Origin of the sequence: Streptomyces lienomycini (genome assembly GCF_027947595.1) — a bacterium.
Taxonomy (GTDB): Bacteria; Actinomycetota; Actinomycetes; order Streptomycetales; family Streptomycetaceae; genus Streptomyces; species Streptomyces lienomycini.
This window is the reverse complement of the sequence record NZ_CP116257.1, coordinates 1484843-1511817: the sequence shown is the minus strand read 5'-3', so window position 1 is coordinate 1511817 and position 26975 is coordinate 1484843. Positions and strand designations below refer to the sequence as shown.

The window sequence follows — 26975 nt, the reverse complement described above, 5'->3', positions numbered from 1 at the left end:
GGGGAGGACGACGCGACGGGGAGCAGCGGCCGGGACGCCGCACGCCCTCCTGCCGGACGTCGTTCCACGAGCCGTGGGAGGCTGACAGGTGTCCAGCGCAGCCGAGCAGGAGGCGGTGACCGGGGAGCGGAGCGCCGCGGACGGGCGGGCCGTCGCGGACGGGCGCCCCGCCGTCGTGGTCAACGGCGCGCGGCGGGCCGTGCCGCCGACCGCCGTACCGGCCCGGCCGGGTACCCCGGTGCCGCTGGGCGCCCGGTTCCGGACCGGCCCCGACCAGGTGGCGGGGACCAACTTCGCGCTGTGGGCGGGCGGCGCGGAGGCGGTCGAGCTGTGCCTGTTCGACGGGCCGGGCCCCGGCGCCGGGGAGCGGCGGGTGCGGCTGACGGAGCTGACGCACGAGATCTGGCACGGCTTCGTGCCGGGCGTCCGGCCGGGGCAGCGCTACGGCTACCGGGTGCACGGCCGCTGGGACCCGTGGACGGGCGCCCGCTGGAATCCGGCGAAGCTGCTCCTCGACCCGTACGCCCGCGCCGTGGACGGCGACTTCACCCTGCCGCCCGAGGTGTACGGCCATGTGCGGGACTGGCCGGAGCAGCGGGTGGCGGACACCGTGCGCGACGACCGGGACTCGGCGCCTCACGTACCGAAGGGCGTCGTGGTCCATGACGACGACGACTGGTCGGACGACCGGCGGCCCAAGACGCCGTGGGCGGACTCGGTCATCTACGAGCTGCACGTACGGGGCTTCACCAAGCTCCACCCCGGCATACCGCCCGAGCTGCGCGGCACGTACGCGGGCCTCGCGCACCCGGCGGCGATCGAGCACCTGACCCGGCTGGGCGTGACGGCGGTGGAGCTGCTGCCGGTGCACCAGTTCGCCCACGAGAGCCATCTGCTGGACCGCGGCCTGAAGAACTACTGGGGCTACAACTCGGTCGGCTACTTCGCCCCGCACGCCGCCTACGCCGCCTCCGGCACCACCGGCGAGCAGGTCGGCGAGTTCAAGCGGATGGTGCGCGCGCTGCACGCGGCCGGCATCGAGGTGATCCTCGACGTGGTCTACAACCACACGGCCGAGGCGGGCGAGCTGGGCCCGACGCTCTCCCTGAAGGGCATCGACAACCGCGGCTACTACCGCCTCCAGCCGGACGCCCGCCGGTACGCCGACTACACCGGCTGCGGCAACACCCTGCACGTCGTCCAGCCGCACGTGCTGCGCCTGATCACCGACTCGCTGCGCTACTGGGTCACCGAGATGGGCGTGGACGGCTTCCGCTTCGACCTGGCGGCGGCGCTGGCCCGCTCGATGCACGACGTCGACATGCTCTCCCCGTTCCTCGCGGTGATCGCGCAGGATCCGGTGCTGCGCCGGGTGAAGCTGATCGCCGAGCCGTGGGACGTGGGCTCGGGCGGCTACCAGGTGGGGGCCTTCCCGCCGCTGTGGACCGAGTGGAACGACCGGTACCGGGGCGCGGTGCGGGACTTCTGGCGGCACGCGCTGCCGGACGTGCGGGAGATGGGGTACCGCCTGTCGGGCTCCAGCGACCTGTACGCGTGGGGCGGGCGCAGACCGTACGCCTCGGTCAACTTCGTCACCGCGCACGACGGCTTCACCCTCCGGGACCTGGTGTCGTACGAGCGCAAGCACAACGAGGCCAACGGCGAGGGCAACCGGGACGGCACGGACGACAACCGGTCCTGGAACTGCGGGGTGGAGGGGGAGACGGACGACGAGGACGTACGGGCCCTGCGGCGCCGCCAGTCGCGCAACCTGCTGACCACCCTCCTGCTGTCGACCGGGGTGCCGATGCTGGTCGCGGGCGACGAGATGGGCCGCACCCAGCGCGGCAGCAACAACGCCTACTGCCAGGACAACGAGACCGGCTGGGTGGACTGGAGTCTGCGGGACGACCCGGAGTGGCGGCCCCTGTTCGAGCTGACCGCCCGGCTGGTCGCCCTGCGCCACCGGCACCCCGTCCTGCGCCGCCGGGCCTTCTTCTCCGGCCGGGCGCACTCCGCGGACGGGCTGCGCGACCTGGCCTGGTTCACCGCGGAGGGCGCCGAGATGACGGAGCGGGACTGGTACGCCCCCGCCGCCACGCTCGGCATGTACCTGTCCGGGCGGGACATCCCGGGGCGCGACGAGTACGGCGACCCCGTCGTCGACGACAGCTTCCTGGCCGTCCTGCACGCGGGCGGGGACCCGGCCGGCTTCGTCCTGCCGGGTCCCCCGTGGGCACAGCGGTACGAGGTGGTCGTCGACACCGGCCGGGAGGAGCAGGACGCGGCACCGGGCACGGTGCACCCGGCGGGGGCGGAGATCACGGTGCCGGGACGGACGGTGCTGCTGCTGCGGGCGGGATGAGCGCGAGGGCCTGGCCGGTGGCCGTCGCGGGCGGGGCGGTCCGGCCGCGGGTGGGCTGGGCCCGGTCACACCAACGTCGTGATCCCGGCCGGTCGTCGCGGCGCGGCTCGTTCAGCCGAGGATGCCCCGCTCGTACGCCGTCGCGACGGCCGCCGCCCGGTCGCTCACGCCGAGCTTCGCGTACAGGTGGGTGAGGTGGGTCTTCACGGTCGCCTCGCTGATGAACAGCTCCCGGGCGATCTCCTTGTTGGAGGTGCCGCGCGCCACCAGGGCGAGCACCTCGCGCTCGCGGGCGGAGAGGGGCTCGCCGCCGGGGGCCTTCGGGGCGCGGACGGCGGAGACCAGCCGGGAGGCGACCGCCGGGGAGAGGACCGTACGCCCCCGGGCCGCCGCGCGGACCGCGGTGAACAGGTCGTCGCGGAGCGCGTCCTTGAGGAGGTAGCCGGTCGCGCCGGCCTCGATCGCGGGCAGGGTGTCGGAGTCGGTGTCGTACGTGGTGAGCACGAGGACCCTCGCGCGGGCGCCGCGCCGGGTCAGCTCGCGGATGGCGTCCACGCCCGAACCGCCCGGCATCCGCAGGTCCATGAGGATCACGTCGGGGTCGAGCGCGGCGGCCCGTTCCAGCGCCTCGACGCCGCTCGCCGCCTCGCCCAGGACGCGGAAGCCGGGCGCGGACTCGAACATGCCGCGCAGGCCGTCGCGGACGACCGGGTGGTCGTCGACGACGAGGAGGGAGATCACGGCGTCATCGGTCATGGCGGACCAACGGTACGCGAGCCGAGACGGCCGTGCCGTGCCCCGGTTCCGCCTCCACGGTGAGGGAGCCGGCGATGCGCTCGGCGCGGGCGCGCATGCCGTCCAGGCCGAAGCCTCCGGCGGGGGTGCGCTGCCGCGCGGTCAGCGGGTCGAAGCCCCGTCCGTCGTCGCGGATGTCGAGGGTGACCTCGTCGCCCATGTAGGAGAGGGTGACGCCGACCCGGTCGGCGGCTGCGTGCCGGGCCGTGTTGGACAGAGCCTCCTGGGCGATGCGCAGGAGGGTGGCGGCGACCTCGTCGTGGAGGTGCTCGGCGGTGCCGGTGACGGTGAACCGGGCCCGGGCGCCGGTGCGTTCGCCCCACTCCGTCACCGTCTTCTTCAGCGCGTCCGGCAGTCCGTCGTCGGCGAGGGCGGCCGGTGCGAGGTTGTGCACGGAGCGGCGGGCCTCGCCGAGGCTGTGCCGGGCCAGGGCGAGGGCCCGGTCCAGGTGCGCGCGGCCGAGCGCCGGGTCCGGGGCGGCCGCGACGACCTGGAGCTGGGCGATGATGCCGGTCAGGCCCTGGGCGAGGGTGTCGTGGATCTCGGCGGCCAGCCGCCTGCGCTCGTCGGCGACCCCGGCCTCCCGGGCCTGGACGAGGAGCTGGGCGTGGAGAGCGGCGTTCTCGTCGAGGGCCTGTTGCAGGGCGGTGTTGGTGCGCTCCAGTTCGGTGATGGTCTCGACGCGGGCGCGGCCGCGGGCGTCCTCCGCCTCGGCGAGGCGGGCGAAGACGACGAGGAGGACGACGTTGACCGTGAGGATCGCGCCGAAGAGCACCCATCCCGTCGCGTCGTCCGGCGGCATCCCGCCCGACTGCGAGCCCGCGATCGTCACCGCCGTCAGGAACAGTCCCGGCTTGCGCAGCCGGCGCGGCAGCAGCCGGTCCACCCCGAAGTATCCGGCGTACGCGTAGAAGCCGAAGAGCGGGTTGAGCCAGGCCAGGACGAAGGCGACGGCGCAGCGCACGAAGTAGAGGCAGACACTCACCGGGGTCGGTCCGGACCGGGTGCGGGCCGTTCTGCTCCACCCCAGCTGCATGCCGACCGCGACCGCGATCAGAGCGCCCGCGAGGTACCACTCGTGCGCGGTCATGCCGACCAGGTCGGAGGCGGCCGCGGCGACGGCCGTGCCGACGGCGAGCAGGCCGTACGGCCCCCACTGGTGGAACGCCGTCCACTGGCGCTCGACGGTTCCCGCGTCGGTCATCGGCCCAGTGTCGGCCATCGGCCCGCTCATTCCCACCGGAACCAGCGCGCGGCCCCCGCCGTGAGCAGCACCGTCCAGGCCACCAGCACCGCCAGGTGGGACCAGCCCGGCCAGTCACCGGCGGCGGCCTCGTTGAGAGCCTGCGCGGCGGCGCCGAAGGGCGTCCAGCCCACGACCCGGCCGAGCAGGTCCGGCATGGCCTGCACCGGAAGCCACACGCCCGCGCAGAACATCGCCGGGAACAGCGCGGCCGACCCGACCGCGCCCGCGATCTTCGTGGTGCGGGACAGGGCGGAGAGCACGGCGCCCAGGGACAGCGCGGCGAGCACGGCGAGGAGCAGCGCGAGGAGGTAGCCGAGGGGCTGTGCGGGCAGCGCCACGTCGAAGGCGAGCCGGCCGACGGCGAGCGCGAGCAGCGCGGAGACCAGGGCGGCGCCGCCGCACACCGCCATCTGCGCGGACAGCAGCGCCGCCGGACGCACCGGGGTGGCGGACATCCGGCGCAGGATGCCGCGCTCCCGGTAGCCGGTGAGGACCTGCGGCATGCCCTGGAGTCCGCCGACGGTCAGGCCGAGCAGCACGGCCACCGGCACGTAGGCGTCGACCGGGCGCAGTCCGCCGTAGGCGGCGTCGGCCTCGCGGAAGGACGGGATGGAACCGAGGATCACCAGCAGCAGGGTCGGGAACACGAGTATCCAGAACAGGGCGCCGGGTTCACGCCGGAACAGCCGCAGCTCGGTCCTCAGTACGGCGGTGTCGAAGACGTCGGTGGTCGTGCCGGTCATGCGGTGGCCTCCGTGAGGTCCAGGAAGGCGTCGTCCAGCGTGGTGTCGGTGACCCGGAGCTGGTGGGCGGTGACGCGGGTGCGGGCGAGCAGGGTGACGACGGCGTTGACCGTCTCGTCCGTGCCGGACAGGGTGACGCGGCCGTCCTTGAACTCGGCGGAGGCCAGTTCGGGCAGCGCGCGCAGGTCGACCTCGTCCAGCGGCGCGGACGGGGTGAAGCTGATGACGGTGGCGCCCGCCGAGCGCCGGATGAGTCCGGCCGGGGTGTCGAGGGCGGCGACGCGGCCCCGGTCGATCACCGCGATCCGGTCGCACAGGCGCTGGGCCTCCTCCATGAAGTGCGTGACGAGGAGGACGGTGACCCCGCCGGCGCGAATGTCCTCGATCAGCTGCCAGGTCTCCCGGCGGGCGCGCGGGTCGAGGCCGGTGGTCAGTTCGTCGAGGACGACGACGCGCGGGGCGCCGACCAGGGCCAGCGCGATGAACAGGCGCTGCTTCTGGCCGCCGGAGAGCTTGCCGAACCGGGTGTCCAGCATCGGGACGAGGTCGAGGCGCTCGGCGAGCGTGCGCCAGTCGGCCGGCTTCGGGTAGAAGGCGGCGTACAGCTCCAGGGCCTCGCGGACGGTGAGCTTGGGCTGGAGTTCGCTCTGCTGGAGCTGGGCGCCGAGGACCTCGGCGACCCGCCGGTGGTCGGCGACGGGGTCGAGGCCGGTGACCCGGACCCGGCCCGCGTCGGGGACGCGCAGCCCCTCGACGCACTCGACGGTGGTGGTCTTGCCGGCGCCGTTGGGGCCGAGGACGCCGAAGATCTCGCCCTCCTCGACGGAGAAGGACACACCGTCGACGACGGGGCGGCCGCCGTAGGACTTGCGCAGGTCGGTGACTTCGATGACGGGCATGGCACCAGCGTCCCGGCGGCCGGGGGTCCGGCACATCGGCCGACGCGCTCGAAGGCGCATCAGCCGATCGGTTGATGCGCCGGTACGACCCCGGCGAGGCTTCCGTACGACCCGGGCGGGCTCGGAAACTCGGTGGGCAGTGTCAGTGGTGAACCGTAGGCTCGCTGCTGATGCCCACGAAACCTGCCCCCGCCACGGATCTCGCTCCGAAGCCCGCCCCGGAACCCGCGGAGCGGCACTCCACCGTACGTGCCCTGCTGCGGCTGTGGCCCTACGTGCGCCCGGTGCGCGCGCGGTTGGGCACGGCCGCGGTGATAGCGGTCCTCGCCTCCTGCGTGGCTCTGGTGATCCCGCTCGTCCTGAAGTGGATGGTGGACGGGCCGGTCGCCGACGGTGATCCGGCGGGCGTGTGGCTCGGTGCGCTGTACCTGCTGCTCCTCGGGGTGGCGGAGGCACTGCTGTTCGGGCTGCGGCGGTGGCTGGTGGCCCGGCCGCTCGCGGGGGTCGAGGCGGGCATGCGCGCGGACCTGTACCGGCACCTGCAACGGCTGCCGGTGGCCTTCCACGACCGCTGGGCGTCGGGGCAGTTGCTGTCGCGCGGGACGACCGACCTGATGCTGCTCCGCATGTTCCTCGCCTTCCCGCTGACGTTCCTGCTGGTCAACGGCGTCACGATTCTGATCGGCGTGGGCATCATGCTGGTCCAGGACTGGACGCTGGGGCTGGTCATCCTGGGGCCCGCCATCCCGGTGATGATCACGTGCGGGATCTTCGAGAAGAAGTACTCCGCGGTGGCGCGGCGCGCGCAGGACCAGGTCGGGGATCTGACGACGGTGGTCGAGGAGAGCGTGCTCGGCGTCCGGATCATCAAGGGCTTCGGCCGGCACCGCAGCCAGGCCCGCGCCTTCCACGAGCTGTCGCACACCCTGCGGGGCATGGAGCTGCGCAAGGCGCGGCTGCTCGCGGCCATCTGGGCGGTCATCGTGACGCTGCCGGAGGTGGCGATCGGGGCGGCGCTGGTGGTCGGGGCGGTGCAGGTGGCGGACGGGGCGCTGTCGGCGGGGACGCTGGTGGCGTTCCTGTCCACGGCGCTGGCGCTGCGGTGGCCGGTGGAGTCCATCGGCTTCCTGCTGGCGATGAGCCAGGAGGCGGCGACGGCCACGGACCGGTACTTCGAGGTGATGGACGCGGAGGTGGAAACGGACCCGGCCGCGGGCCGTCGTGCCGCCGGGGCGATGGGGGTCCCCCCGCTCGAGCGAAGCCGAGAGTGGGGGAGGGTGGGCGCGGCCGATGGTCTCCGGTTCGAGAACGTGCGGTTCCGGTATCCCGACGCCGCGCCCGAGTCCACGCCCCTGCTGACGGACGTCACCCTGCACATCCGCTCCGGCGAGTCCATGGCCCTGGTCGGTGCCACCGGCAGCGGCAAGACGACGCTGACCGCGCTCGTCCCCCGCCTGCACGAGGTGACCGAGGGCCGGATCACGCTGGACGGCGAGGAGATCACCGCCCTGTCCCGCGAGGAGCTGCGCTCGATGGTCGCCGTGGCCTTCGAGGAGCCCACCCTCTTCTCGGCCACCGTCGGCGAGAACGTGCTGATGGGCGCCGGTGCGGACGCCGGCGAGGAGGAGCTGTCCCGGGCGTTGGCCGTCGCGCAGGCCGACTTCGCGCACGCGCTCCCCCAGGGCACCGGCACCCAGGTCGGCGAGCAGGGCCTCAGTCTCTCCGGCGGCCAGCGTCAGCGCCTCGCGCTCGCGCGGGCGGTGGTGGGCAGGCCGAGGTTCCTCGTCCTGGACGACCCGCTGTCCGCGCTGGACGTGCACACGGAGGCCGCCGTGGAGGCCGCCCTGCGGCAGGTCCTGGCCGACACCACGGCGCTGATCGTGGCCCACCGCCCCTCCACCGTCCTGCTCGCCGACCGCGTCGCCCTGCTCTCCGGGGGCCGGATCACCGCCGTCGGCACCCATCACGAACTGCTGCGCACCAGCCCCGAGTACGCCCATCTGATGTCCGGGCTCGACGGGCACGAGACCGACGAGGCACTCCAGGAAGGAAACGGCCGATGACCGCGCCCACGGCCACCGCGCCGGACAGGGAACAGCCGGAGGACCCGGAACACGGGGATCCCGTCGAGGCGGGAACCCGCACCGCCGCCGACGACGACTCGTTCGACCGGGACGTCCTGCCCAGCCCGCCGGGCGCTACCGGCGCCCTGCTGCGCTCCCTGCTGGCGCCCCTGAAGGCACGCGTCGCCCTCACGGTCCTGTTCCTGCTGCTCCAGCAGGCGGCCGTGCAGGCGGGCCCGCTGCTGGTGGCGTACGCCATCGACCAGGCCGTGCCGGCCCTGCGGGACGACGACCACGGCCCGCTGGTCGCGGTGGGCGCCGGCTACCTGCTGTGCTCGCTGGCGGCGGGCGGACTCCAGTACGCCTTCATCGCGGCGGCGGCCCGGGTCAGTCAGGACGTGCTGCTCGACCTGCGCGGGCGCATCTTCCGGCACGCGCAGGCGCTGAGCGTCGACTTCCACGAGCGCTACACGTCCGGCCGCCTCATCTCCCGCTCCACCACCGACGTGGAGTCCCTGCGCGAGCTGCTCGACGAGGGTCTCCAGGAGCTGGTGACGGTCATCCTGTCCTTCGTCTACATCGCCGCGCTGCTGCTCTGGCTGGACCTGGGCCTCGGCGCCGTGGCGGTGGCCTCCTTCGTGCCGCTGTACGCGCTGGTGCGGCTCTACCAGCGGCGCGCGGGGCGGGTGTACCGGCAGCGGTCCACGGCGATCGCGTCGGTGATCGTGAAGTTCGTGGAGACGATGAACGGCATCCGGCCGGTGCGCGCCTTCCGCCGGGAGGACGCCAACGACGCCGACTTCGCGGTGCTGAACCACCGCCACGAGCGGACCAACGGCAACGCCCTGCTGGAGATGGCCCGTTACGTGGTGGGCTCCCGCCTGGTGGCGAACACGGCCGTCGCGGGGATCGTGCTGTGGGGCGCCTACCGGGTGGCGGACGACACCCTGGCGCTCGGTGTGCTGGCGGCGGCGGTGCTGTACCTGCGGCGGCTGTACGACCCGATCGACCGGCTCGGCATGTTCCTGAACTCGTACCAGTCGGCGGCGGCCTCGCTGGAGAAGATCGCCGGGCTGCTGGCCCAGACGCCGTCGGTGCCCGAGCCGGCCGCGCCGAGGGAGCTGCCGCCGCTGGAGTCGGAGCACCCCGGCCGCGAGGTCGTCTTCGACGCGGTGAGCTTCGGCTACCGCACCGGCGGCGAGGTGCTGCCGCGCTTCGGGCTGACGCTCCCGGCCGGGCAGACGGTCGCCGTCGTGGGCTCGACCGGCGCGGGCAAGTCGACGCTGGCCAAGCTGCTCGCCCGGTTCTACGACCCGTCCGCCGGGAGCGTCCTGCTGGACGGGGTCGACCTGCGCGACCTGGCCGTGCCCGAACTGCGGCGCGGGGTGGTGATGGTGACGCAGGAGGCGTTCCTGTTCTCCGGCACGGTCGCCGACAACATCGCCATCGGCCGTCCGGAGGCGACGCGGGAGGAGATCGAGCGGGCCGCGAAGGCGATCGGCGCCCACGACTTCATCGCCGCGCTGCCCGACGGCTACGACACCGACGTGCGCAAGCGGGGCGGCCGGATCTCCGCCGGTCAGCGGCAGCTCGTGGCGTTCGCGCGGGCGTTGCTCGCGGACCCGGCGGTGCTGATCCTGGACGAGGCGACCAGCTCGCTGGACATCCCCGGGGAGCGGGCGGTGCAGCGGGCGATGACGACGGTGCTGAAGGGCCGTACGGCGGTGGTGATCGCGCACCGGCTGTCCACCGTGGAGATCGCCGACCGGGTGCTGGTGATGGAGCACGGCCGGATCGTCGAGGACGGCGCTCCGGCCGAACTGATCGCGGGTACGGGCCGGTTCGCGGATCTGCACCGGGCGTGGCGGGACAGCCTGGCGTGAGGATCGACGCGTACGAGGACCCGGGCACCCCGGACCGCCGGGGCGGCTGGTCGTACCTGGCGTGGCTGGTGCGGCGGCAGTGGCGGCGGTGTCTGGCGGGGGCGGTGCTCGCCAGCGTCTGGATGGTGCTGCTGGCGGCGACGCCGTACCTGATGGCCCGGGCCGTCGACCACGGCCTCGAACCCGGCGACATGGGGGCGCTGGCGGGCTGGACGGGCGCCATGGTCGCGGTCGGCGGGGTCAACGCGTGGCTGGGCATGATGCGCCACCGCACGATGACGAAGGTGCGGATGGACGCCAACTTCCGCACCGTCAAGGTGGTCGTGGGGCACGCCACCCGGCTGGGCGCGGCGCTGCGCCGGCAGGTGGGGGCGGGCGAGGTCGTCACCATCGGCGTGGGTGACGTGCAGACCATCAGCACGTCCCTGACGGCCGTGGGGCCGGGTGTCGGGGCGGTCGTCGCCTATGCGGCGGTCGGCGGGCTGATGCTGTCGGTGTCGACCCGGCTCGCCCTGGTGGTGCTGCTCGGCGTGCCGGTGCTCGGGGTGCTGCTCGGGCCGCTCATGGGACGCCTGCAGGGCCGGGAGACGGAGTACCGGGAGCGGCAGTCCGTGCTGACGGCGCGGATCGGCGACCTCGCGGGCGGGCTGCGGGTGCTGAACGGGCTGGGGGGCAAGGGTCTGGTCGCGGACGCGTTCCGCCGGGACTCGGGGCGGCTGCGCGAGCAGGGCTACCGGGTCGGCGCGGTGACCAGTTGGATCCAGGCCCTCGGGGTGGGGCTGCCGGTGCTGTTCCTGGCGCTGGTGACGTGGATGGGCGCCCGGCTGGCCGCTCAGGGGCAGATCAGCGTGGGCGAGCTGGTGTCGGTGTACGGCTATGTCGTCGCGCTGGGCTGGCCGGTGGCGTTCCTCATCGAGATGGGCCACCAGCTCAGCCGCGGCGTGGTGGCCGCCCGCCGTGTCGTCGTCTTCCTGCGCCTGGAGCCGGAGCCGGACGAGGGCACCCGGGACGCCCCCGCGGAACCGGCGGTGCTGTACGACCCGGCCTCGGGAGTCCGGATCACCCCCGGCCGCCTGACCGCCCTGGTCGCGTCCCGCCCGTCCGACGCCGTCGAGGTCCTGGACCGCCTGGGCCGCTACACCCCGTCCGACGCGACCTGGGGAGACATCCCCCTGACCGAGATCCCGCTGACACAGGTACGGTCGCGCATCCTGGTCGCCGACCCGGAAGCCGACCTCTTCGCAGGCACCCTGAGCGCTGTCATGGGCGATGAGGACACGCCGGCCAGGGGCGCGGGCAGTGTCGATGTGCGGCTCCGCCGCGTGGGCGCGACCGGCCACAACGCGGCGGCAGACGCAACACGGCCAACCGGGGCAGATGAGAAGGCGCACCTCACCCAGGCCATCCACGCGGCCGCCGCCGAAGACATCGTCCGCGCCCTCCCGGACGGACTGAACACCCCGGTCGCGGCCCAGGCCCGCGACCTGTCCGGCGGACAACGCCAACGCGTCCGCCTCGCCCGCGCCCTCCTGACCGACCCCGAGATCCTCCTCGCCGCGGAACCCACCTCCGCCCTGGACGCCCACACGGAGGCCACCGTGGCCGTCCGCCTCAAGCACGCCCGCCGGGGCCGCACCACCGTCCTCGCCGCCACCTCACCCCTGCTCCTCGACCGCGCGGACGTCGTGTACCACCTGGTCGACGGCAAGGTCGCCGCCACCGGTACCCACCGCGCGCTCCTGGCCACGGAGCCGGGCTACCGCGCCCTGGTCGCACGGGACGCCGAGGGAGTCGAGGAGACCGAGCAGGCCGAGAGCGCGGAGGAGCCCGCCCGATGACCGCGGAGCAGACACCGGGGCAGCTGCCCGTCGCCGAGCGCACCGACGTCCGCCGGGCGGCGGCCCGCCTCGTGCGGGACGACCGCCGGTCGTTCTCGCTCGTCCTGGGACTCAACGCGCTGGCCGCGCTGGCCGGTCTCGCGGGGCCGTGGCTGCTGGGCCGGATCGTCGACGAGGTGCGCGACGGGGGCGGGGTGGACGCCGTGGACCGGATGGCCCTCGCCATCCTGCTGTGCTCGCTGGCGCAGTTGCTGCTGGCCCGCTGGGCGCGGTACGTGGGGCACCGGTTCGGGGAGCGGACGCTCGCCCGGGTGCGCGAGCGGTACGTGGACCGGGCGCTGGCGCTGCCCGCGTCCGTGGTGGAGCGGGCGGGCACCGGTGACCTGACGACGCGCGGCACCGCCGACGTGACCGCCGTCGGCACGACGCTGCGCGACGCCGGTCCGGAGCTGCTGGTCAACGCCGTGCAGGCGCTGTTCCTCACCGTCGCGGTGTTCGTGCTCGACCCGCTGCTCGGCCTGGTCGGGGTGCTGGGTCTGACCCCGGCCTGGCTCGCGCTGCGCTGGTACCTGCGCCGGGCGCGGGCCGGCTATCTCGCCGAGGGCGCGGCCAACTCCGACGTCGCGGAGAGCCTGGCGGCCACGGTCGCGGGCGCCCGCACGGTCGAGGCGTTCCGGCTGGCCGGGCAGCGGGTCGCGACGAGCCGTGCGGCGCTGGAGGTCTCGCGGCGTGCCCGGTTCCGCACGCTGTTCCTGCGCAGTGTGTTCTTCCCGGCGGTGGACATCTCGTACGTGCTTCCCGTGGCGGGGGTGCTGCTGTCCGGCGGGTTCCTGCACGCCCGCGGGTCGGTGAGCCTCGGGGTGGTGGTGTCCTGCGCCGTGTACCTCCAGCAGCTCGCGGGGCCGCTGGACGAGGTGCTGATGCGGACCGAGCAGCTCCAGGCCGGTGGTGCCTCCTTCGCCCGGGTGGAGGGGCTGGCGCGTGCGCCGCGGGCGACGGCGGACGAGTCGGCGGTGCCGGTGGGCGACCGTATCGACGTGTCCGGTGTGCGGTACGCCTACGAGCGGGGCGGGGAGGTGCTGCGCGGGGTGGACCTGACCGTGCGGCCGGGCGAGCGGCTGGCGGTCGTCGGTCCTTCCGGGGCGGGCAAGACCACGCTGAGCCGGCTCCTCGCGGGCGTCGACGCGCCCACGGAGGGCTCGGTGACGGTGGGCGGGGTGCCCGTGGTGGGCCTCGGGCCGGAGCGGCTGCGCCGTCAGGTGGTGCTGGTCACCCAGGAGCACCATGTGTTCCTGGGCACGGTCCGGGACAATCTGCTGATCGCCGAACCGGGCGCCTCGGACGAGGAGTTGTGGGCGGCGCTCGGCGCGGTGGGCGCGCGGGGGTGGGTGCGGGAGCTGCCGGGCGGCCTCGGTGCCGAGCTGGGGACGAAGGAGGGCGCGCACGCCACGGACGGCTCCCAGGCCCAGCAGCTCGCCCTGGCCCGGGTGGTGCTGGCCGACCCGCACACGCTGATCCTGGACGAGGCCACCGCGCTGCTGGACCCGACGACGGCCCGGCACACCGAGCAGGCGCTCGCCGCCGTGCTGGAGGGCCGTACGGTCATCGCCATCGCGCACCGCCTGCACACCGCGCACGACGCCGACCGGGTGGCGGTGATGGAGGGCGGTCTGCTGACGGAGCTGGGCACGCACGACGAACTGGTGGCTGCGGGCGGGGCGTACGCGGCCCTGTGGGGGTCCTGGCACGGGGAGCCGTCCGCCGGTCACCGGCCGGGCGGTTACTGACCGGCCGGACAGTAACCGGACCCGAACGGCAAAGATTCCGTTTATCGAACGTGAACGCCCGGTCAACGAACCATTTCCGGCCAACTTGCTGACGCGCCCCTGACAAGTGGGGCCTTCGCCTGACACTCTTCCGTCGGCCCTCCACAGCGCCCCCACAGTTTCCCCACGAGCGCTGTGCCGCGGTCAGCTCCCGCACGTGGTTTCTGCGTACCGCACAGATCCGCCCGGCCGGCCACCCGCCGACCGGTCTCCCCTGGCCGCGCGACCCGTGGCCACGCAGAAGGAGTCAGTGTTGAGCAGCACTCCCCACAGACACACCTCCCACACCACCTCCCCCACCTCCTCCCGCCGGTCCACGCACCGGCGTGCCGCGGCCGTCGCGCTGGCCGGTGTCGCCGCGCTGATCGCCACGGCGGTCCAGTCCGGCGCCGCCACCGCGGCCCCCGGGCCGTCGCCCGCGAAGGGCGCCGAGCTGGTGAAGCTCACCCCGTCCCAGCGTGCGGAGCTGATCCGCGACGCCAACGCCGCCAAGGCGGAGACCGCGGACGACCTGGGCCTGGGCGCCAAGGAGAAACTGGTCGTCCGTGACGTCGCCAAGGACCGCGACGGCACCCTGCACACCCGCTACGAGCGCACCTACGACGGGCTGCCCGTCCTCGGCGGCGACCTCGTGGTCACCAGCGACGCCGGGCAGACCGAGCAGGTCGTGAAGGCCACGGCGAAGGCGATCGCGCCGGCCTCCGTGACGCCGAGGATCTCCGCGGCGAAGGCCGAGTCGCAGGCGGTGTCCGCGGCGAAGGCGGCCGGCGCCGAGCAGCCGGACGCCGACCGCGCCCCGCGCAAGGTGATCTGGGCGGCGAACGGCACGCCGGTCCTGGCGTACGAGACGGTCGTGGGCGGCCTCCAGGAGGACGGCACCCCGAACGAGCTGCACGTCATCACGGACGCCGCCACCGGCGCCAAGCTGTACGAGTACCAGGGCGTCCACAACGGCACCGGCAACACCCTGTACAGCGGCACGGTGACGCTGGGCACCGCGCAGTCCGGGTCGTCGTACACGCTGACCGACACGGCGCGCGGCAACCACAAGACGTACAACCTCAACAACGGCTCGTCCGGCACCGGTTCGCTGTTCACGAACAACGACGACGTGTGGGGCAACGGCAGCGCCTCCGACCCGGAGACCGCCGCCGCCGACGCCCACTACGGCGCCGCGACGACCTGGGACTACTACAAGAACGTGCACGGCCGTTCCGGCATCCGCGGCGACGGTGTGGGCGCCTACTCCCGGGTCCACTACGGCAACAACTACGTCAACGCCTTCTGGCAGGACAGCTGCTTCTGCATGACGTACGGCGACGGCTCCGGCAACGCCAACCCGCTGACGGCCATCGACGTGGCCGCGCACGAGATGAGCCACGGCGTCACGGCCAACACCGCGGGCCTCAACTACAGCGGGGAGTCCGGCGGTCTGAACGAGGCCACGTCCGACATCTTCGGCACCGCGGTCGAGTTCTACGCCAACAACTCCTCCGACGTCGGCGACTACCTCATCGGCGAGGAGATCGACATCAACGGGGACGGCACCCCGCTGCGCTACATGGACAAGCCGAGCAAGGACGGCGCGTCCAAGGACTACTGGTACTCGGGGATCGGCGGGGTGGACGTCCACTACTCGTCGGGCCCGGCCAACCACTTCTTCTACCTGCTGAGCGAGGGCAGCGGCACCAAGACCATCAACGGTGTCACGTACAACTCGCCCACCTCGGACGGCCTCCCGGTCACCGGCATCGGCCGCGCCAAGGCGGAGAAGATCTGGTTCCGCGCGCTGACCACCAAGTTCACGTCGACCACCAACTACGCGGGCGCCCGCACCGGCACCCTCGCGGCGGCCGGTGAGCTGTACGGCACGGACAGCGCCGAGTACACGGCGGTGGCGAACGCGTGGGCCGGCATCAACGTCGGTTCGCGGCCCGGCGGCGGCGACCCCGGCGACGGCACCACGTTCGAGAACACCGCGAACGTGAACATCCCCGACTACGGGTCGGCGGTCACCTCGTCCGTCACGGTCTCCGGCCGCTCCGGCAAGGCGCCGAGCAACCTCCAGGTGGGCGTGGACATCGTGCACAGCTGGCGCGGTGACCTGCGGATCGACCTGGTCGCGCCCGACGGCTCGACGTACCGCCTGAAGAACAGCGGCTACGACCCGGCGGCGGACGTGCACGAGACCTACACGGTCAACGCCTCCTCCGAGACGGCCAACGGCACCTGGAAGCTGCGCGTCCAGGACCAGGGCCCGGCGGACACCGGCTACATCGACGCCTGGCGGCTGACCTTCCCGTAGGCCGGCCCGCTCCCGGGTGCACCACCCCAAGTCAGGGCGCCGTCCCGGAGGTTCGAATCCTCCGGGGCGGCGCCCTCTCCATGCCCCCGCCTCTCCTCATGTCCGCCCCCTCTCTCCACACCCTCTCCGCAGGTTTTTTGCCAAGCACTGACGCCTGCCTTGTTGCGACTTGACCCAGGTCACACGCGTTCACATCCCCGCAACATCCGCCCCGTCGTCGGTTTTCAGCCAACATCATCACGCCCTCCTGACATGTACGCGCCTTTGGTGTCAGTCTTCCGTCACCCGCAGCACCACTTCGAAGCAACCGGCCGGACACCCCATGCCGACCGGTCCCCCCACCGAAGGAGCTCGTGTGTCCTCCCTCTTCACGCGCCACAAGCGGACCACCCTGTCCCTCGCCACCGCGGTCGCGGCCGGGGCGATGCTCACCACCGGCCTCACCGCCGGGAACGCCGCCGCCGACAGCGCCGCGCCGTCGGCCCTGCCGGCCGCCCCCGTCCTGCTGTCGGACTCCGCCCGCACCGCCCTCATACGGGAGCAGCAGGCCGACGCGGCCGGCACGGCCCGGGAGATGGGCCTCGGCGCCAAGGAGAAGCTGGTCGTCAAGGACGTGGTCAAGGACCGCGACGGCAGCGTGCACACCCGCTACGAGCGCACCTACGACGGCCTGCCCGTCCTCGGCGGCGACCTCGTCGTGCACCGCACGGAGTCCGGTGCCACCAGAGGCGTCACCAAGGCGACCAGGGCCGCGATCGAGGTCGCGACCGTCACCCCGAAGGTGAAGGCCGCCAAGGCCGAGCAGCAGGCGCTGTCCGCCGCCGAGGACGCCGGTTCGTCGAAGACCGCGGCCGACGCGGCACCCCGCAAGGTGATCTGGGCCGCCGACGGCAAGCCCGTGCTCGCCTACGAGACCGTGGTCGGCGGCCTCCAGGACGACGGCACCCCGAACGAACTGCACGTCATCACGGACGCCGCCACCGGCGCCGAGCTGCACGCGTACCAGGGCATCGAGACCGGCTCGGGCAAGAGCCTGTACTCGGGCACGGTCACCCTCGGCACCACCAGGTCCGGCTCCTCGTACCAGCTGTACGACACCGGGCGCGGCGGCCACAAGACGTACAACCTGGCCCGCAAGACCTCCGGCACCGGGACGCTGTTCACCGACGCCGACGACGTCTGGGGCACCGGCACCGCCTCCAGCTCCTCCACCGACCAGACGGCGGCCGTCGACGCCGCCTACGGCGCCCAGGTCACCTGGGACTTCTACAAGAACACCTTCGGCCGCAACGGCATCAAGAACGACGGCAAGGCCGCCTACTCGCGCGTCCACTACGGCAGCAACTACGTCAACGCCTTCTGGTCGGACAGCTGCTTCTGCATGACGTACGGCGACGGCACGGGCAACACCAACCCGCTGACCTCGCTGGACGTGGCCGGGCACGAGATGAGCCACGGTGTCACCTCCAACACCGCGGGCCTCAACTACAGCGGCGAGTCCGGCGGCCTCAACGAGGCCACGTCCGACATCTTCGGCACCGGCGTGGAGTACTTCGCGAACAACTCCGCCGACAAGGGCGACTACCTCATCGGCGAGGAGATCGACATCAACGGGGACGGCACCCCGCTGCGCTACATGGACAAGCCGAGCAAGGACGGCGCGTCCAAGGACTACTGGTCCTCCGGCCTCGGCGGCGTCGACGTGCACTACTCCTCGGGCCCGGCCAACCACTTCTTCTTCCTGCTGGCCGAGGGCAGCGGGGCGCGGACGGTCGACGGGGTGAGCTACAACTCCCCGACCTCCAACGGCTCCACCGTCACCGGCATCGGCCGCGCCAAGGCCCTGCAGATCTGGTACAAGGCGCTGACCACGTACATGACGTCGACGACCAACTACAAGGCCGCCCGCACGGCGACCCTGAGCGCGGCGTCCGACCTGTACGGCTCCTCCAGCACCGAGTACAAGACGGTGGCCGCGGCCTGGTCCGCGATCAACGTGAGCTGACGGGCGGGGCGGGCCGGCGGGCGGAGACACCGGCGGCAACACGGCGGGCGGCACCCGGAACCAGCGGTTCCCGGGTGCCGCCCTACTCTTGGTGCCCATGTCCTTCACGTACGACGACGTCGGTGCCACCCGCGAGCAGGGCCACTGCCCGCCCGGCTTCCGCCCCATGCACGTACGCACCCGCCTCGGGGAGGGCGAACCGGTCTTCCGGCGGGCGGTCGAGGCCGTACTCACCTGGGAGATGCACCGGGAGATGGGCGTCGGCATCGACGCGAGCGCGGAGCGTGCCGCGCCCGGTGTCGACGTGACCGTCACCCTCGCCGGAATGATCAAGGCGCCCTGCCGGGTGGTGTGGACCCTGGACGAGCCGCGCCGGGCCGGCTGGGCCTACGGCACACTGCCCGGCCATCCCGAGTCCGGCGAGGAGGCCTTCGTGGTCGACCGTACGGGTGACGGGACGGTCTGGCTGACCGTGCACGCCTTCAGCCGCCCCGCCAAGTGGTACGCCAAGGCCGGCGGACCGGCCGCCCGGGCCTTCCAGCACGCCTACGCACGCCGCTGCGGCACCGTCCTCAGGCGGCTGAGCGGCGGCGACGAGGAGGACTGAGCCCCGCCTCGCCGCCGCCGCCCGCCGCCGCCCGGCTGCCCCGGGGTCACCGCATCAGCAGCCCGGCCGCCTCCACCAGGTCGCCCGAGGGCACCGCGACCAGGCCGGTCTCCACGCCGGACGCCAGCAGCCGGTGCGCGGGCAGGACGCGGACCGTGTAGCCGAAGGGGCCGGTGCGGTCCAGGGCGAGCGGCCCCTCGTACACCCAGCGGCCCTCCAGGTCGGGGCCGCCCACCGGCTTCAGCGGGACCTTCGCCGCGTCGGTGATCCGGTCCTCCGAGTCGACCCGGCCGGAGACCGCCTGCACCTCCACGTCCTGAGGCGCGAGGTCGCCGAGCTTCACCCGCACCCGCAGGGCGAGCGTGGTGCCGAGTTCGGCGCTCGCGGACGCGGCGGAGGTCTCCACGTGGTCGACGCGCACCCCCGGCCAGGCGGCCCGCACCCGCGCCTTCCACTCGGCGAGCCCGCGCGCGGAGTCCGGGTCCATCGCGCGGTGCGCCTCGGCGGCGGGGGCGTAGAGCCGCTCGACGTACTCGCGGACCATGCGGCCGGCCAGCACCTTCGGACCGAGCAGGCTGAGGGTCCTGCGGACCATCTCCAGCCACCGGTCGGGCAGCCCGCTCGCGCCCCGCTCGTAGAAGCGCGGGGTGATCCGCTGCTCCAGCAGGTCGTACAGGGCGTTGGCCTCTATGGCGTCGCGCCGGTCGGGGTCGGTTCCCGCGCCGTCGGCGGTGGGGATCGCCCAGCCGAAGTCCGGCTGGTACCACTCGTCCCACCAGCCGTCGAGCACCGACAGGTTGAGGCAGCCGTTGAGCGCCGCCTTCATGCCCGAGGTGCCGCACGCCTCCAGCGGCCGCAAAGGGTTGTTCAGCCAGATGTCGCAGCCCGGGTAGAGCTTCTGCGCCATCGCCATGCCGTAGTCCGGCAGGAACACGATCCGGTGCCGCACCCGCGGGTCGTCCGCGAACCGCACCAGCTCCTGCACCAGGCGTTTACCGCCGTCGTCCGCCGGGTGCGCCTTGCCCGCGACGACGATCTGGACGGGCCGCTCGGGATGCAGCAGCAGCTCCGTCAGCCGCTCCCGGTCGCGCAGCATCAGCGTGAGCCGCTTGTACGACGGGACGCGCCGGGCGAAGCCGATGGTGAGCACGTCGGGGTCGAGGACGTCGTCGACCCAGCCCAGTTCGGCCGTCCCGGCGCCGCGCTGCCGCCAGGAGGTGCGCAGCCGCTCGCGGACCTCCTCGACGAGCTGGGCGCGCAGGGTGCGGCGCAGCTCGAAGATGTCCTGGTCGGGGATGTCGGCGACCGAGTCCCAGCGGTCCGAGCCGCCGACGGCGAGCGCGTCCTCGGCCCGCTGCACGCCGATCTGGCGGGCGCCGAGCCGGAACACCTCGGGCGCCACCCAGGTCGGGGCGTGCACACCGTTGGTGACCGAGGTGATCGGCACCTCGTCGGCGTCGAAGCCGGGCCACAGCCCGGCGAACATCCCGCGGCTGACCCCGCCGTGCAGCAGGGAGACGCCGTTGGCGCGCTGGGCGAGCCTCAGGCCCATCACGGCCATGTTGAAGAGGTTCGGCTCGCCGCCGGGGTAGGTCTCCATGCCGAGCCTGAGGACGCGCTCGACGTCGATGCGCGGGAGTTCGGAGTCGGGGCCGAAGTGGCGGGCGACCAGCTCGCGGTCGAAGCGGTCGATGCCGGCCGGGACCGGGGTGTGGGTGGTGAAGACGGTGCCGGCCCGCACCGCCTCCAGCGCAGAGCCGAACTCCAGGCCCTCGTCGCACAGTTCGGCGATGCGTTCCAGGCCGAGGAAGCCGGCGTGGCCCTCGTTGGTGTGGAACACCTCCGGCGCGGCGTGGCCGGTCAGCCGGCAGTACGTCCGTACCGCCCGGACACCTCCTATACCGAGCAGCATCTCCTGGAGGAGCCGGTGCTCGCTGCCGCCGCCGTACAGCCGGTCGGTGACTCCGCGTTCGCCGAGGGCGTTCTCCTCGACGTCCGAGTCGAGCAGCAGCAGCGGCACCCGGCCGACCTGGGCCAGCCAGATCCGGGCCCGCAGCTCCCGGCCGCCGGGCAGCGCCAGGGCGACGTGGGCGGGGGTGCCGTCGCTCTCCTTGAGGGGGACCAGCGGCAGCTCGTGGGGGTCGAGGACGGGGTAGTGCTCCTGCTGCCAGCCGTCCCGGGAGAGGGACTGGCGGAAGTAGCCGTGGCGGTAGAGCAGGCCCACGCCCACGAGTGGCACACCGAGGTCGCTGGCCGCCTTCAGGTGGTCGCCGGCCAGGATGCCCAGGCCGCCGGAGTACTGGGGCAGCGCGGCGGTGATGCCGAACTCGGGCGAGAAGTAGGCCACGGCGGCCGGGAGTCGGTCCGACTGGCCCTGGTACCAGCGGTCGCCGGTCATGTAGTGGTCGAGGTCGTCGGCCACCGCGGTCAGCCGGCGCAGGAAGCGCCGGTCCTCGGCCAGCTCCGCGAGGCGCGCGGGCGGCACGGTGCCGAGCAGCCGTACCGGGTCGCGGCCGGACGCGGTCCAGCACTCGGGGTCGACGGACTGGAAGAGATCGCGGGTCTCCGGATGCCAGGACCAGCGCAGGTTCCGGGCCAGATCACTGAGCGGCCGGAGGGGGTCGGGGAGTACGGGACGGACGGTCAGTCGACGAATCGCCTTCACCCCGACGACGTTACCGCGCGATCTGTCCCTGACTGGGGCCTTCGCCCTCCTACCTCCGATTCGGCCTGAACTGACTCGTCCGCCAACGCCGGACGGGCTAACGCCACCGGCGTGTCGCAACACCGCCGACAGGGCCCGTCGTCAGGACCGTCGGCGGCGCCGCCGACACGGCCCGTCGATATGGCCGGATCTTTCCCCGTCGGCCTTCTTGTGGCGCTTCGGCCCGCACGAAAGGCTGCACATGTCGCGAAGGCACTGATTGCGGGAGCGGCATCCGGGAAGGCGTTCGGTCAGGGACGTCGCGTGTGTCGACCTACGCGCGAGTAGTTAACAGAGTGCCGGATTGCCCACCGGAAGAGTGTGGGAAGGCTCCTGCGGTACGCCCCGCACGCACCTCGCAGGACCCACCTCCCCAGAGTCATCCGCCCACCCACGTTGACGCGGACAGGAGCGGTCATGCCCGCCACGCACCACTCGTCAGCCACCCCCGCGAAGAGCGCCGGCGCCGTCGGACGCATCCCCGTGCTGGACGTCCGCCCGGTCGTGCAGCGGGGACGCAGGCCCGCGAAGGCCGTCACCGGTGAGTCGTTCGAGGTCTCCGCCACCGTGTTCCGCGAGGGGCACGACGCGGTCGCCGCCAACGTCGTCCTCAGAGACCCGCGAGGCAGGCCGGGGCCCTGGACGCCGATGCGGGAGCTGGCCCCGGGCACCGACCGCTGGGGGGCCACCGTCACGGCGGGCGAACCCGGGACGTGGTCGTACACCGTGGAGGCCTGGGGCGATCCCGTCGCCACCTGGCGGCACGCCGCGCGGATCAAGGTCCCGGCGGGCATCGACACGGAGCTGGTCCTGGAGGAGGGCGCCCGGCTCTACGAGCGCGCCGCCGAGGACGTGCCCGGGAGCGGGGAACGGCGTGAACTGCTGTCCGCCGTCGACGCGTTGCGGGACGAGAGCAGGCCGGCCGCGTCGCGGTTGGCGGCGGCGTCGACGCCGGAGGTGGACGCGGTCCTGGCCCGGCACCCCCTGCGGGACCTGGTCACCTCCTCCGACCCACTGCCCCTGCTCGTGGAACGCGAACGCGCCCTCTACGGCGCCTGGTACGAGTTCTTCCCCCGCTCCGAGGGCACCCCCGACCGGCCCCACGGCACCTTCCGCACCGCCGCCCGACGCCTGCCCGCCATCGCCGCCATGGGCTTCGACGTCGTCTACCTCCCCCCGGTCCACCCCATCGGCACCACCCACCGCAAAGGCCGCAACAACACCCTCTCCGCCACCCCCGACGACGTCGGCGTCCCCTGGGCCATCGGCTCCCCCGAAGGCGGCCACGACGCGATCCACCCCGCCCTGGGCACCCTCGACGACTTCGACCACTTCGTCACCGAAGCCACCGCACTCGGCCTCGAAGTCGCCCTCGACTTCGCCCTCCAGTGCTCCCCCGACCACCCCTGGGTCCACAAACACCCCGACTGGTTCCACCACCGCCCCGACGGCACCATCGCCCACGCCGAGAACCCGCCCAAGAAGTACCAGGACATCTACCCCCTCGCCTTCGACACCGACCCCGACGGCCTCCACACCGAAACGGTACGGATCCTGCGGCACTGGATGGACCACGGCGTACGGATCTTCCGCGTCGACAACCCCCACACCAAACCCGTCGCCTTCTGGGAACGCGTCATCGCCGACATCAACGCCGCAGACCCCGACGTCGTCTTCCTCGCCGAGGCCTTCACCCGCCCCGCGATGATGGCGACCCTCGCCCAGATCGGCTTCCAGCAGTCCTACACCTACTTCACCTGGCGCAACACCAAACAGGAACTGACCCAGTACCTCACCGAACTGACGGGGGACGCCGCCTCCTACATGCGGCCCAACCTCTTCGCCAACACCCCCGACATCCTGCACGCCTACCTCCAGCACGGAGGCCGCCCCGCCTTCGAGGTCCGCGCCGTCCTCGCCGCCACCCTCTCCCCCACCTGGGGCATCTACAGCGGCTACGAACTCTGCGAGAACACCCCGCTGCGCGAAGGCGGCGAGGAATACCTCGACAGCGAGAAATACCAGCTCACACCCCGCGACTGGGCCGCCGCCGACCGCGAGGGCACCACCATCGCCCCCCTCGTCACCCGCCTCAACACCATCCGGCGCGAGAACCCGGCTCTGCGTCAACTGCGCGATCTGCACTTCCACCACACGGACCGGGAGGAGGTGATCGCCTACTCGAAGCGGCAGGGGTCGAACACGGTTCTGGTGGTCGCCAACCTCGACCCCCACCACACCCAGGAGGCGACGGTCTCGTTGGACATGCCGCAACTCGGCCTGGACTGGCGCGAGTCGGTGCCGGTGCGCGACGAGCTGACCGGCGAGACCTACCACTGGGGCAGGGCCAACTATGTGCGCCTGGAGCCGGGCCGTTCGCCCGCGCACGTCTGCACGGTTCTGCGACCGTCCCACCCGCAGATCGGAGGGTCACCCACCACATGATCGTCAACGAGCCCGTGCCGGACACCTTCGAGGACACCCCCGCCAAGGACCGGGACCCGGACTGGTTCAAACGAGCCGTCTTCTACGAGGTCCTCGTCCGCTCCTTCCAGGACAGCAACGGCGACGGCGTCGGCGACCTCAAGGGCCTCACCGCCAAACTGGACTACCTGCAATGGCTGGGCGTGGACTGCCTGTGGCTCCCACCCTTCTTCAAGTCACCGCTGCGCGACGGCGGTTACGACGTCTCCGACTACACCGCCGTACTGCCCGAGTTCGGCGACCTCGCCGACTTCGTGGAGTTCGTGGACGCGGCGCACCAGCGCGGCATGCGCGTGATCATCGACTTCGTCATGAACCACACCAGCGACCAGCACCCGTGGTTCCAGGAGTCCCGCAGCAACCCGGACGGCCCGTACGGCGACTACTACGTCTGGGCCGACGACGACAAGCAGTTCCAGGACGCGCGGATCATCTTCGTGGACACCGAGGCGTCGAACTGGACGTACGACCCCGTGCGCAAGCAGTACTACTGGCACCGGTTCTTCTCGCACCAGCCGGACCTCAACTACGAGAACCCGGCCGTGCAGGAGGAGATGATCTCCGGGCTGAAGTTCTGGCTGGACCTGGGCATCGACGGGTTCCGGCTGGACGCGGTGCCGTACCTCTACCAGGAGGAGGGCACCAACTGCGAGAACCTGCCGCGCACGCACGAGTTCCTGAAGCGGGTGCGCAAGGAGATCGACGCGCAGTATCCGGACACGGTGGTGCTGGCCGAGGCCAACCAGTGGCCGGAGGACGTCGTCGACTACTTCGGCGACTACTCCACGGGCGGCGACGAGTGCCACATGGCCTTCCACTTCCCGGTCATGCCGCGGATCTTCATGGCGGTCAGAAGGGAGTCGCGCTACCCGGTCTCGGAAATCCTCGCCAAGACGCCGGCCATCCCGTCGGGCTGCCAGTGGGGCATCTTCCTGCGCAACCACGACGAGCTGACCCTGGAAATGGTCACCGACGAAGAGCGCGACTACATGTACGCGGAGTACGCCAAGGACCCGCGGATGCGCGCCAACATCGGCATCCGCCGGCGCCTGGCCCCGCTCCTGGACAACGACCGCGACCAGATCGAACTGTTCACGGCCCTGCTGCTGTCCCTGCCCGGCTCGCCGATCCTCTACTACGGCGACGAGATCGGCATGGGCGACAACATCTGGCTCGGCGACCGCGACGCCGTGCGCACCCCCATGCAGTGGACGCCCGACCGCAACGCGGGCTTCTCCTCGTCCGACCCGGGGCGGCTGTTCCTGCCCACGATCATGGACCCGGTCCACGGCTACCAGGTGACGAACGTCGAGGCGTCCATGGCCTCGCCGTCCTCGCTGCTGCACTGGACGCGGCGCATGATCGAGATCCGCAAGCAGAACCCCGCCTTCGGCCTCGGCACCTACACCGAGCTGCCCTCGTCGAACCCCGCGGTCCTGGCCTTCCTGCGGGAGGCCCCCCCGAATGGGGAAGAGGGGGACGACCTGGTGCTGTGCGTCCACAACTTCTCGCGGTTCGCGCAGCCCACCGAACTCGACCTCAGCGCCTTCGGCGGACGCCACCCGGTCGAGCTGTTCGGCGGGGTCCGGTTCCCGGCGGTCGGCGACCTGCCGTACCTGCTGACCCTCGGCGGTCACGGCTTCTACTGGTTCCGGCTGCGCGAGGAAGCCGTACAGGCCGGATAGGCCGAGCCCCCGGGCGGGCCGGTTTCCACCGCCCCGCCCGGGGCACGCATCAGTAACCACCCCGACGATCCGGGGAAAGGACGCGTCGCCATGTCGGAAGCCGTCATACGCACCGTCACCAGCCCGCCGGGGCTCCTGGCCCCACTCGATCCACTGCTGCGGGAGTGGCTTCCGCGGCAGCGCTGGTTCGCCGGCAAGGGGCGCCCGGTCACCGGCTTCTCGCTCGTCGCCGCCACCGAACTGCTCCCCGCCGACTCCCGCCTCGGCCTCCACCACCTGCTGGTCCGCGCCCACCGGCAGCTCGCCCCGGCGCCGGGCGCCCCTGAGGAGCCCGGGGACTGCTACCAGCTCCTGATAGGCACGCGCGAGGCGCTGCCGCCCCGGCTCGCGCCCGCGCTGATCGGGCATGTGACCGAGGGCCCCTCGGCCGGACGCACCGCCTACGACGCCCTGTACGACGCCCGGCCCGCCGAGGTGCTCCTGGAGGCGCTGCGCTCCCGGGCCCGCGTCGGCGGGCTCCGCTTCGAGCGGGAAGGGGACGGGGAGATACGCCCGGGGCTGGTGCCGCGGCTGATGACCGCCGAGCAGTCGAACTCCTCCGTCGTGTATGGAGATACGTTCATTCTCAAGCTGCTGCGCCGGATCGTGCCCGGCGTCAACCCCGACCTGGAGCTGCCGCTGGCCCTGGCCCGCGAGGGCTGCCCCCGGGTGCCCGCGCCGGCGGGGTGGATGGTGGCGGACCTGGCCGACCGGTCCTGGGTGCTGGGTGTGCTCCAGCCCTATGTGCAGGGCGCCACCGACGGCTGGGACCTGGCGCTGCGCGAGCTGGCCAAGGGCGAGGACTTCGTCGCCGAGGCCCACGCGCTGGGGCGGGCCACCGCCGAGGTGCACACCGCGCTGGCCCGCGCCCTGCCGACCGTCACCCTCGGCCACGCCCAGGCGCGGCAGCTGGCCGACGGCATGATCCGGCGCCTCGACGAGGCCGCGCGGGCCGTGCCGCTGCTCCGGTCGTACGCGCCCGCGCTGCGTACGGCGTTCACGGCGCTGGCGGACCTGGCGGCCGAGGGCCGCGCCTGGGACGCGCAGCGCGTCCACGGCGACCTGCATCTCGGCCAGTGCCTGCGCTCGCCCGACGGGGCGTGGTCGCTGATCGACTTCGAGGGGGAGCCGGCGAGACCCCTGGCCGAGCGACGGCTGCCGCAGCCGACGGTGCGGGACGTCGCGGGGATGCTGCGCTCCTTCGACTACGCCGCGCACTCGGCCGAGGTGCCCGTGCCGGGCTGGGCCGAGTCCTGCCGCGCCGCGTACTGCACCGGGTACGCGGAGACCGGCGGCCGCGACCCGCGCACCGACCCGGTGCTGCTGCGCGCCTACGAGACGGACAAGGCGGTCTACGAGGTGCTGTACGAGGCCCGGCACCGTCCCGACTGGCTCCCGGTGCCGCTGGCCGCGGTGCGCCGCCTGTCCGCACCCGAACCGGTATGACGCCCCGCTTGATCCCCCGCTTGATCCCCCTCTCGTCCAGGA

Annotated in this window: 16 protein-coding genes; 11 read left to right on the top strand and 5 right to left on the bottom strand. The window is 72.8% G+C overall.

Features of this window, described 5'->3' with window-relative positions; all coding sequences use genetic code 11:
- Positions 1 to 88: 88 nt before the first annotated feature.
- The gene (gene glgX / locus BJ961_RS07115; RefSeq protein ID WP_271320466.1) at positions 89 to 2365 is read left to right on the top strand and encodes a glycogen debranching protein GlgX; all 2277 of its coding nucleotides are present in this window, start codon (positions 89 to 91) and stop codon (positions 2363 to 2365) included.
- 111 nt (positions 2366 to 2476) lie between these two features.
- Here glgX and BJ961_RS07110 read toward each other — a convergent pair whose 3' ends face one another.
- From BJ961_RS07110 to BJ961_RS07095, 4 genes are read right to left on the bottom strand one after another with little or no spacing between them, the layout of a single operon-like run.
- Positions 2477 to 3121 (bottom strand): response regulator, encoded by a 645-nt coding sequence (locus BJ961_RS07110; RefSeq protein ID WP_271320465.1) that lies wholly within the window; start codon positions 3119 to 3121, stop codon positions 2477 to 2479.
- Positions 3111 to 4364, bottom strand: a complete 1254-nt coding sequence (locus BJ961_RS07105) for a sensor histidine kinase (RefSeq protein ID WP_271320464.1) — start codon at positions 4362 to 4364, stop codon at positions 3111 to 3113. Before BJ961_RS07105 ends, BJ961_RS07110 begins: the two co-directional genes overlap by 11 nt.
- Before the next feature lie 26 nt (positions 4365 to 4390).
- Positions 4391 to 5149 carry an ABC transporter permease gene (locus BJ961_RS07100; RefSeq protein ID WP_271320463.1) on the bottom strand — a complete coding sequence of 253 codons (759 nt, stop codon included), beginning with the start codon at positions 5147 to 5149 and terminating at the stop codon, positions 4391 to 4393.
- A complete protein-coding gene (locus BJ961_RS07095; protein ID WP_271320462.1) occupies positions 5146 to 6048 on the bottom strand; it encodes an ABC transporter ATP-binding protein in 903 nt (300 codons plus the stop codon). The genes BJ961_RS07100 and BJ961_RS07095 overlap by 4 nt, the downstream gene beginning before the upstream one ends.
- A 170-nt stretch (positions 6049 to 6218) precedes the next feature.
- Here BJ961_RS07095 and BJ961_RS07090 point away from each other — a divergent pair, with 170 nt between their 5' ends.
- The 7 genes from BJ961_RS07090 to BJ961_RS07060 all read left to right on the top strand — a co-directional run bounded on the left by BJ961_RS07090 (position 6219) and on the right by BJ961_RS07060 (position 18575).
- On the top strand, positions 6219 to 8111 hold the full coding sequence (locus BJ961_RS07090) for an ABC transporter ATP-binding protein (RefSeq protein WP_271320461.1): 1893 nt from the start codon (positions 6219 to 6221) through the stop codon (positions 8109 to 8111).
- Positions 8108 to 9994, top strand: a complete 1887-nt coding sequence (locus BJ961_RS07085; protein WP_271320460.1) for an ABC transporter ATP-binding protein — start codon at positions 8108 to 8110, stop codon at positions 9992 to 9994. Before BJ961_RS07090 ends, BJ961_RS07085 begins: the two co-directional genes overlap by 4 nt.
- The gene (locus BJ961_RS07080) at positions 9991 to 11832 is read left to right on the top strand and encodes an ABC transporter transmembrane domain-containing protein (RefSeq protein WP_271320459.1); all 1842 of its coding nucleotides are present in this window, start codon (positions 9991 to 9993) and stop codon (positions 11830 to 11832) included. The genes BJ961_RS07085 and BJ961_RS07080 overlap by 4 nt, the downstream gene beginning before the upstream one ends.
- On the top strand, positions 11829 to 13619 hold the full coding sequence (locus BJ961_RS07075) for an ABC transporter ATP-binding protein (RefSeq protein ID WP_271320458.1): 1791 nt from the start codon (positions 11829 to 11831) through the stop codon (positions 13617 to 13619). The genes BJ961_RS07080 and BJ961_RS07075 overlap by 4 nt, the downstream gene beginning before the upstream one ends.
- Before the next feature lie 289 nt (positions 13620 to 13908).
- Entirely contained in the window at positions 13909 to 15963 is a 2055-nt protein-coding gene (locus tag BJ961_RS07070; RefSeq protein WP_271320457.1) for a M4 family metallopeptidase, read from the top strand.
- A 355-nt stretch (positions 15964 to 16318) separates the two neighbouring features.
- On the top strand, positions 16319 to 17968 hold the full coding sequence (locus tag BJ961_RS07065; protein ID WP_271320456.1) for a M4 family metallopeptidase: 1650 nt from the start codon (positions 16319 to 16321) through the stop codon (positions 17966 to 17968).
- Positions 17969 to 18065: 97 nt separating this feature from the next.
- Positions 18066 to 18575 (top strand): DUF1990 family protein, encoded by a 510-nt coding sequence (locus BJ961_RS07060; RefSeq protein WP_271320455.1) that lies wholly within the window; start codon positions 18066 to 18068, stop codon positions 18573 to 18575.
- 46 nt (positions 18576 to 18621) lie between these two features.
- On the opposite strand, the gene BJ961_RS07055 is transcribed toward BJ961_RS07060, so the two are convergent.
- Positions 18622 to 21240: a glycosyltransferase family 1 protein gene (locus BJ961_RS07055; protein WP_271320454.1), complete on the bottom strand. Its 2619-nt coding sequence runs from the start codon at positions 21238 to 21240 to the stop codon at positions 18622 to 18624.
- 456 nt (positions 21241 to 21696) lie between these two features.
- Between BJ961_RS07055 and BJ961_RS07050 the strand changes: the two genes are divergently transcribed.
- From BJ961_RS07050 to BJ961_RS07040, 3 genes are all read left to right on the top strand, one after another.
- A complete protein-coding gene (locus BJ961_RS07050) occupies positions 21697 to 23724 on the top strand; it encodes an alpha-1,4-glucan--maltose-1-phosphate maltosyltransferase (RefSeq protein WP_271320453.1) in 2028 nt (675 codons plus the stop codon).
- A complete protein-coding gene (gene treS, locus BJ961_RS07045; protein WP_271320452.1) occupies positions 23721 to 25448 on the top strand; it encodes a maltose alpha-D-glucosyltransferase in 1728 nt (575 codons plus the stop codon). Before BJ961_RS07050 ends, treS begins: the two co-directional genes overlap by 4 nt.
- A 90-nt stretch (positions 25449 to 25538) precedes the next feature.
- Positions 25539 to 26933 (top strand): maltokinase N-terminal cap-like domain-containing protein, encoded by a 1395-nt coding sequence (locus BJ961_RS07040; protein ID WP_271320451.1) that lies wholly within the window; start codon positions 25539 to 25541, stop codon positions 26931 to 26933.
- The last annotated feature ends 42 nt before the right edge of the window (positions 26934 to 26975 follow it).

Excerpts from the sequence above, each read along its gene's own strand:
- BJ961_RS07110 (WP_271320465.1), bottom strand. The coding sequence starts at position 3,121 with ATGACCGATGACGCCGTGATCTCCCTCCTCGTCGTCGACGACCACCCG.
- BJ961_RS07105 (WP_271320464.1), bottom strand. The coding sequence starts at position 4,364 with ATGACCGACGCGGGAACCGTCGAGCGCCAGTGGACGGCGTTCCACCAG.
- BJ961_RS07100 (WP_271320463.1), bottom strand. The coding sequence starts at position 5,149 with ATGACCGGCACGACCACCGACGTCTTCGACACCGCCGTACTGAGGACC.
- BJ961_RS07095 (WP_271320462.1), bottom strand. The coding sequence starts at position 6,048 with ATGCCCGTCATCGAAGTCACCGACCTGCGCAAGTCCTACGGCGGCCGC.
- BJ961_RS07090 (WP_271320461.1), top strand. The coding sequence starts at position 6,219 with ATGCCCACGAAACCTGCCCCCGCCACGGATCTCGCTCCGAAGCCCGCC.
- BJ961_RS07085 (WP_271320460.1), top strand. The coding sequence starts at position 8,108 with ATGACCGCGCCCACGGCCACCGCGCCGGACAGGGAACAGCCGGAGGAC.
- BJ961_RS07075 (WP_271320458.1), top strand. The coding sequence starts at position 11,829 with ATGACCGCGGAGCAGACACCGGGGCAGCTGCCCGTCGCCGAGCGCACC.
- BJ961_RS07060 (WP_271320455.1), top strand. The coding sequence starts at position 18,066 with ATGTCCTTCACGTACGACGACGTCGGTGCCACCCGCGAGCAGGGCCAC.
- BJ961_RS07050 (WP_271320453.1), top strand. The coding sequence starts at position 21,697 with ATGCCCGCCACGCACCACTCGTCAGCCACCCCCGCGAAGAGCGCCGGC.
- treS (WP_271320452.1), top strand. The coding sequence starts at position 23,721 with ATGATCGTCAACGAGCCCGTGCCGGACACCTTCGAGGACACCCCCGCC.
- BJ961_RS07040 (WP_271320451.1), top strand. The coding sequence starts at position 25,539 with ATGTCGGAAGCCGTCATACGCACCGTCACCAGCCCGCCGGGGCTCCTG.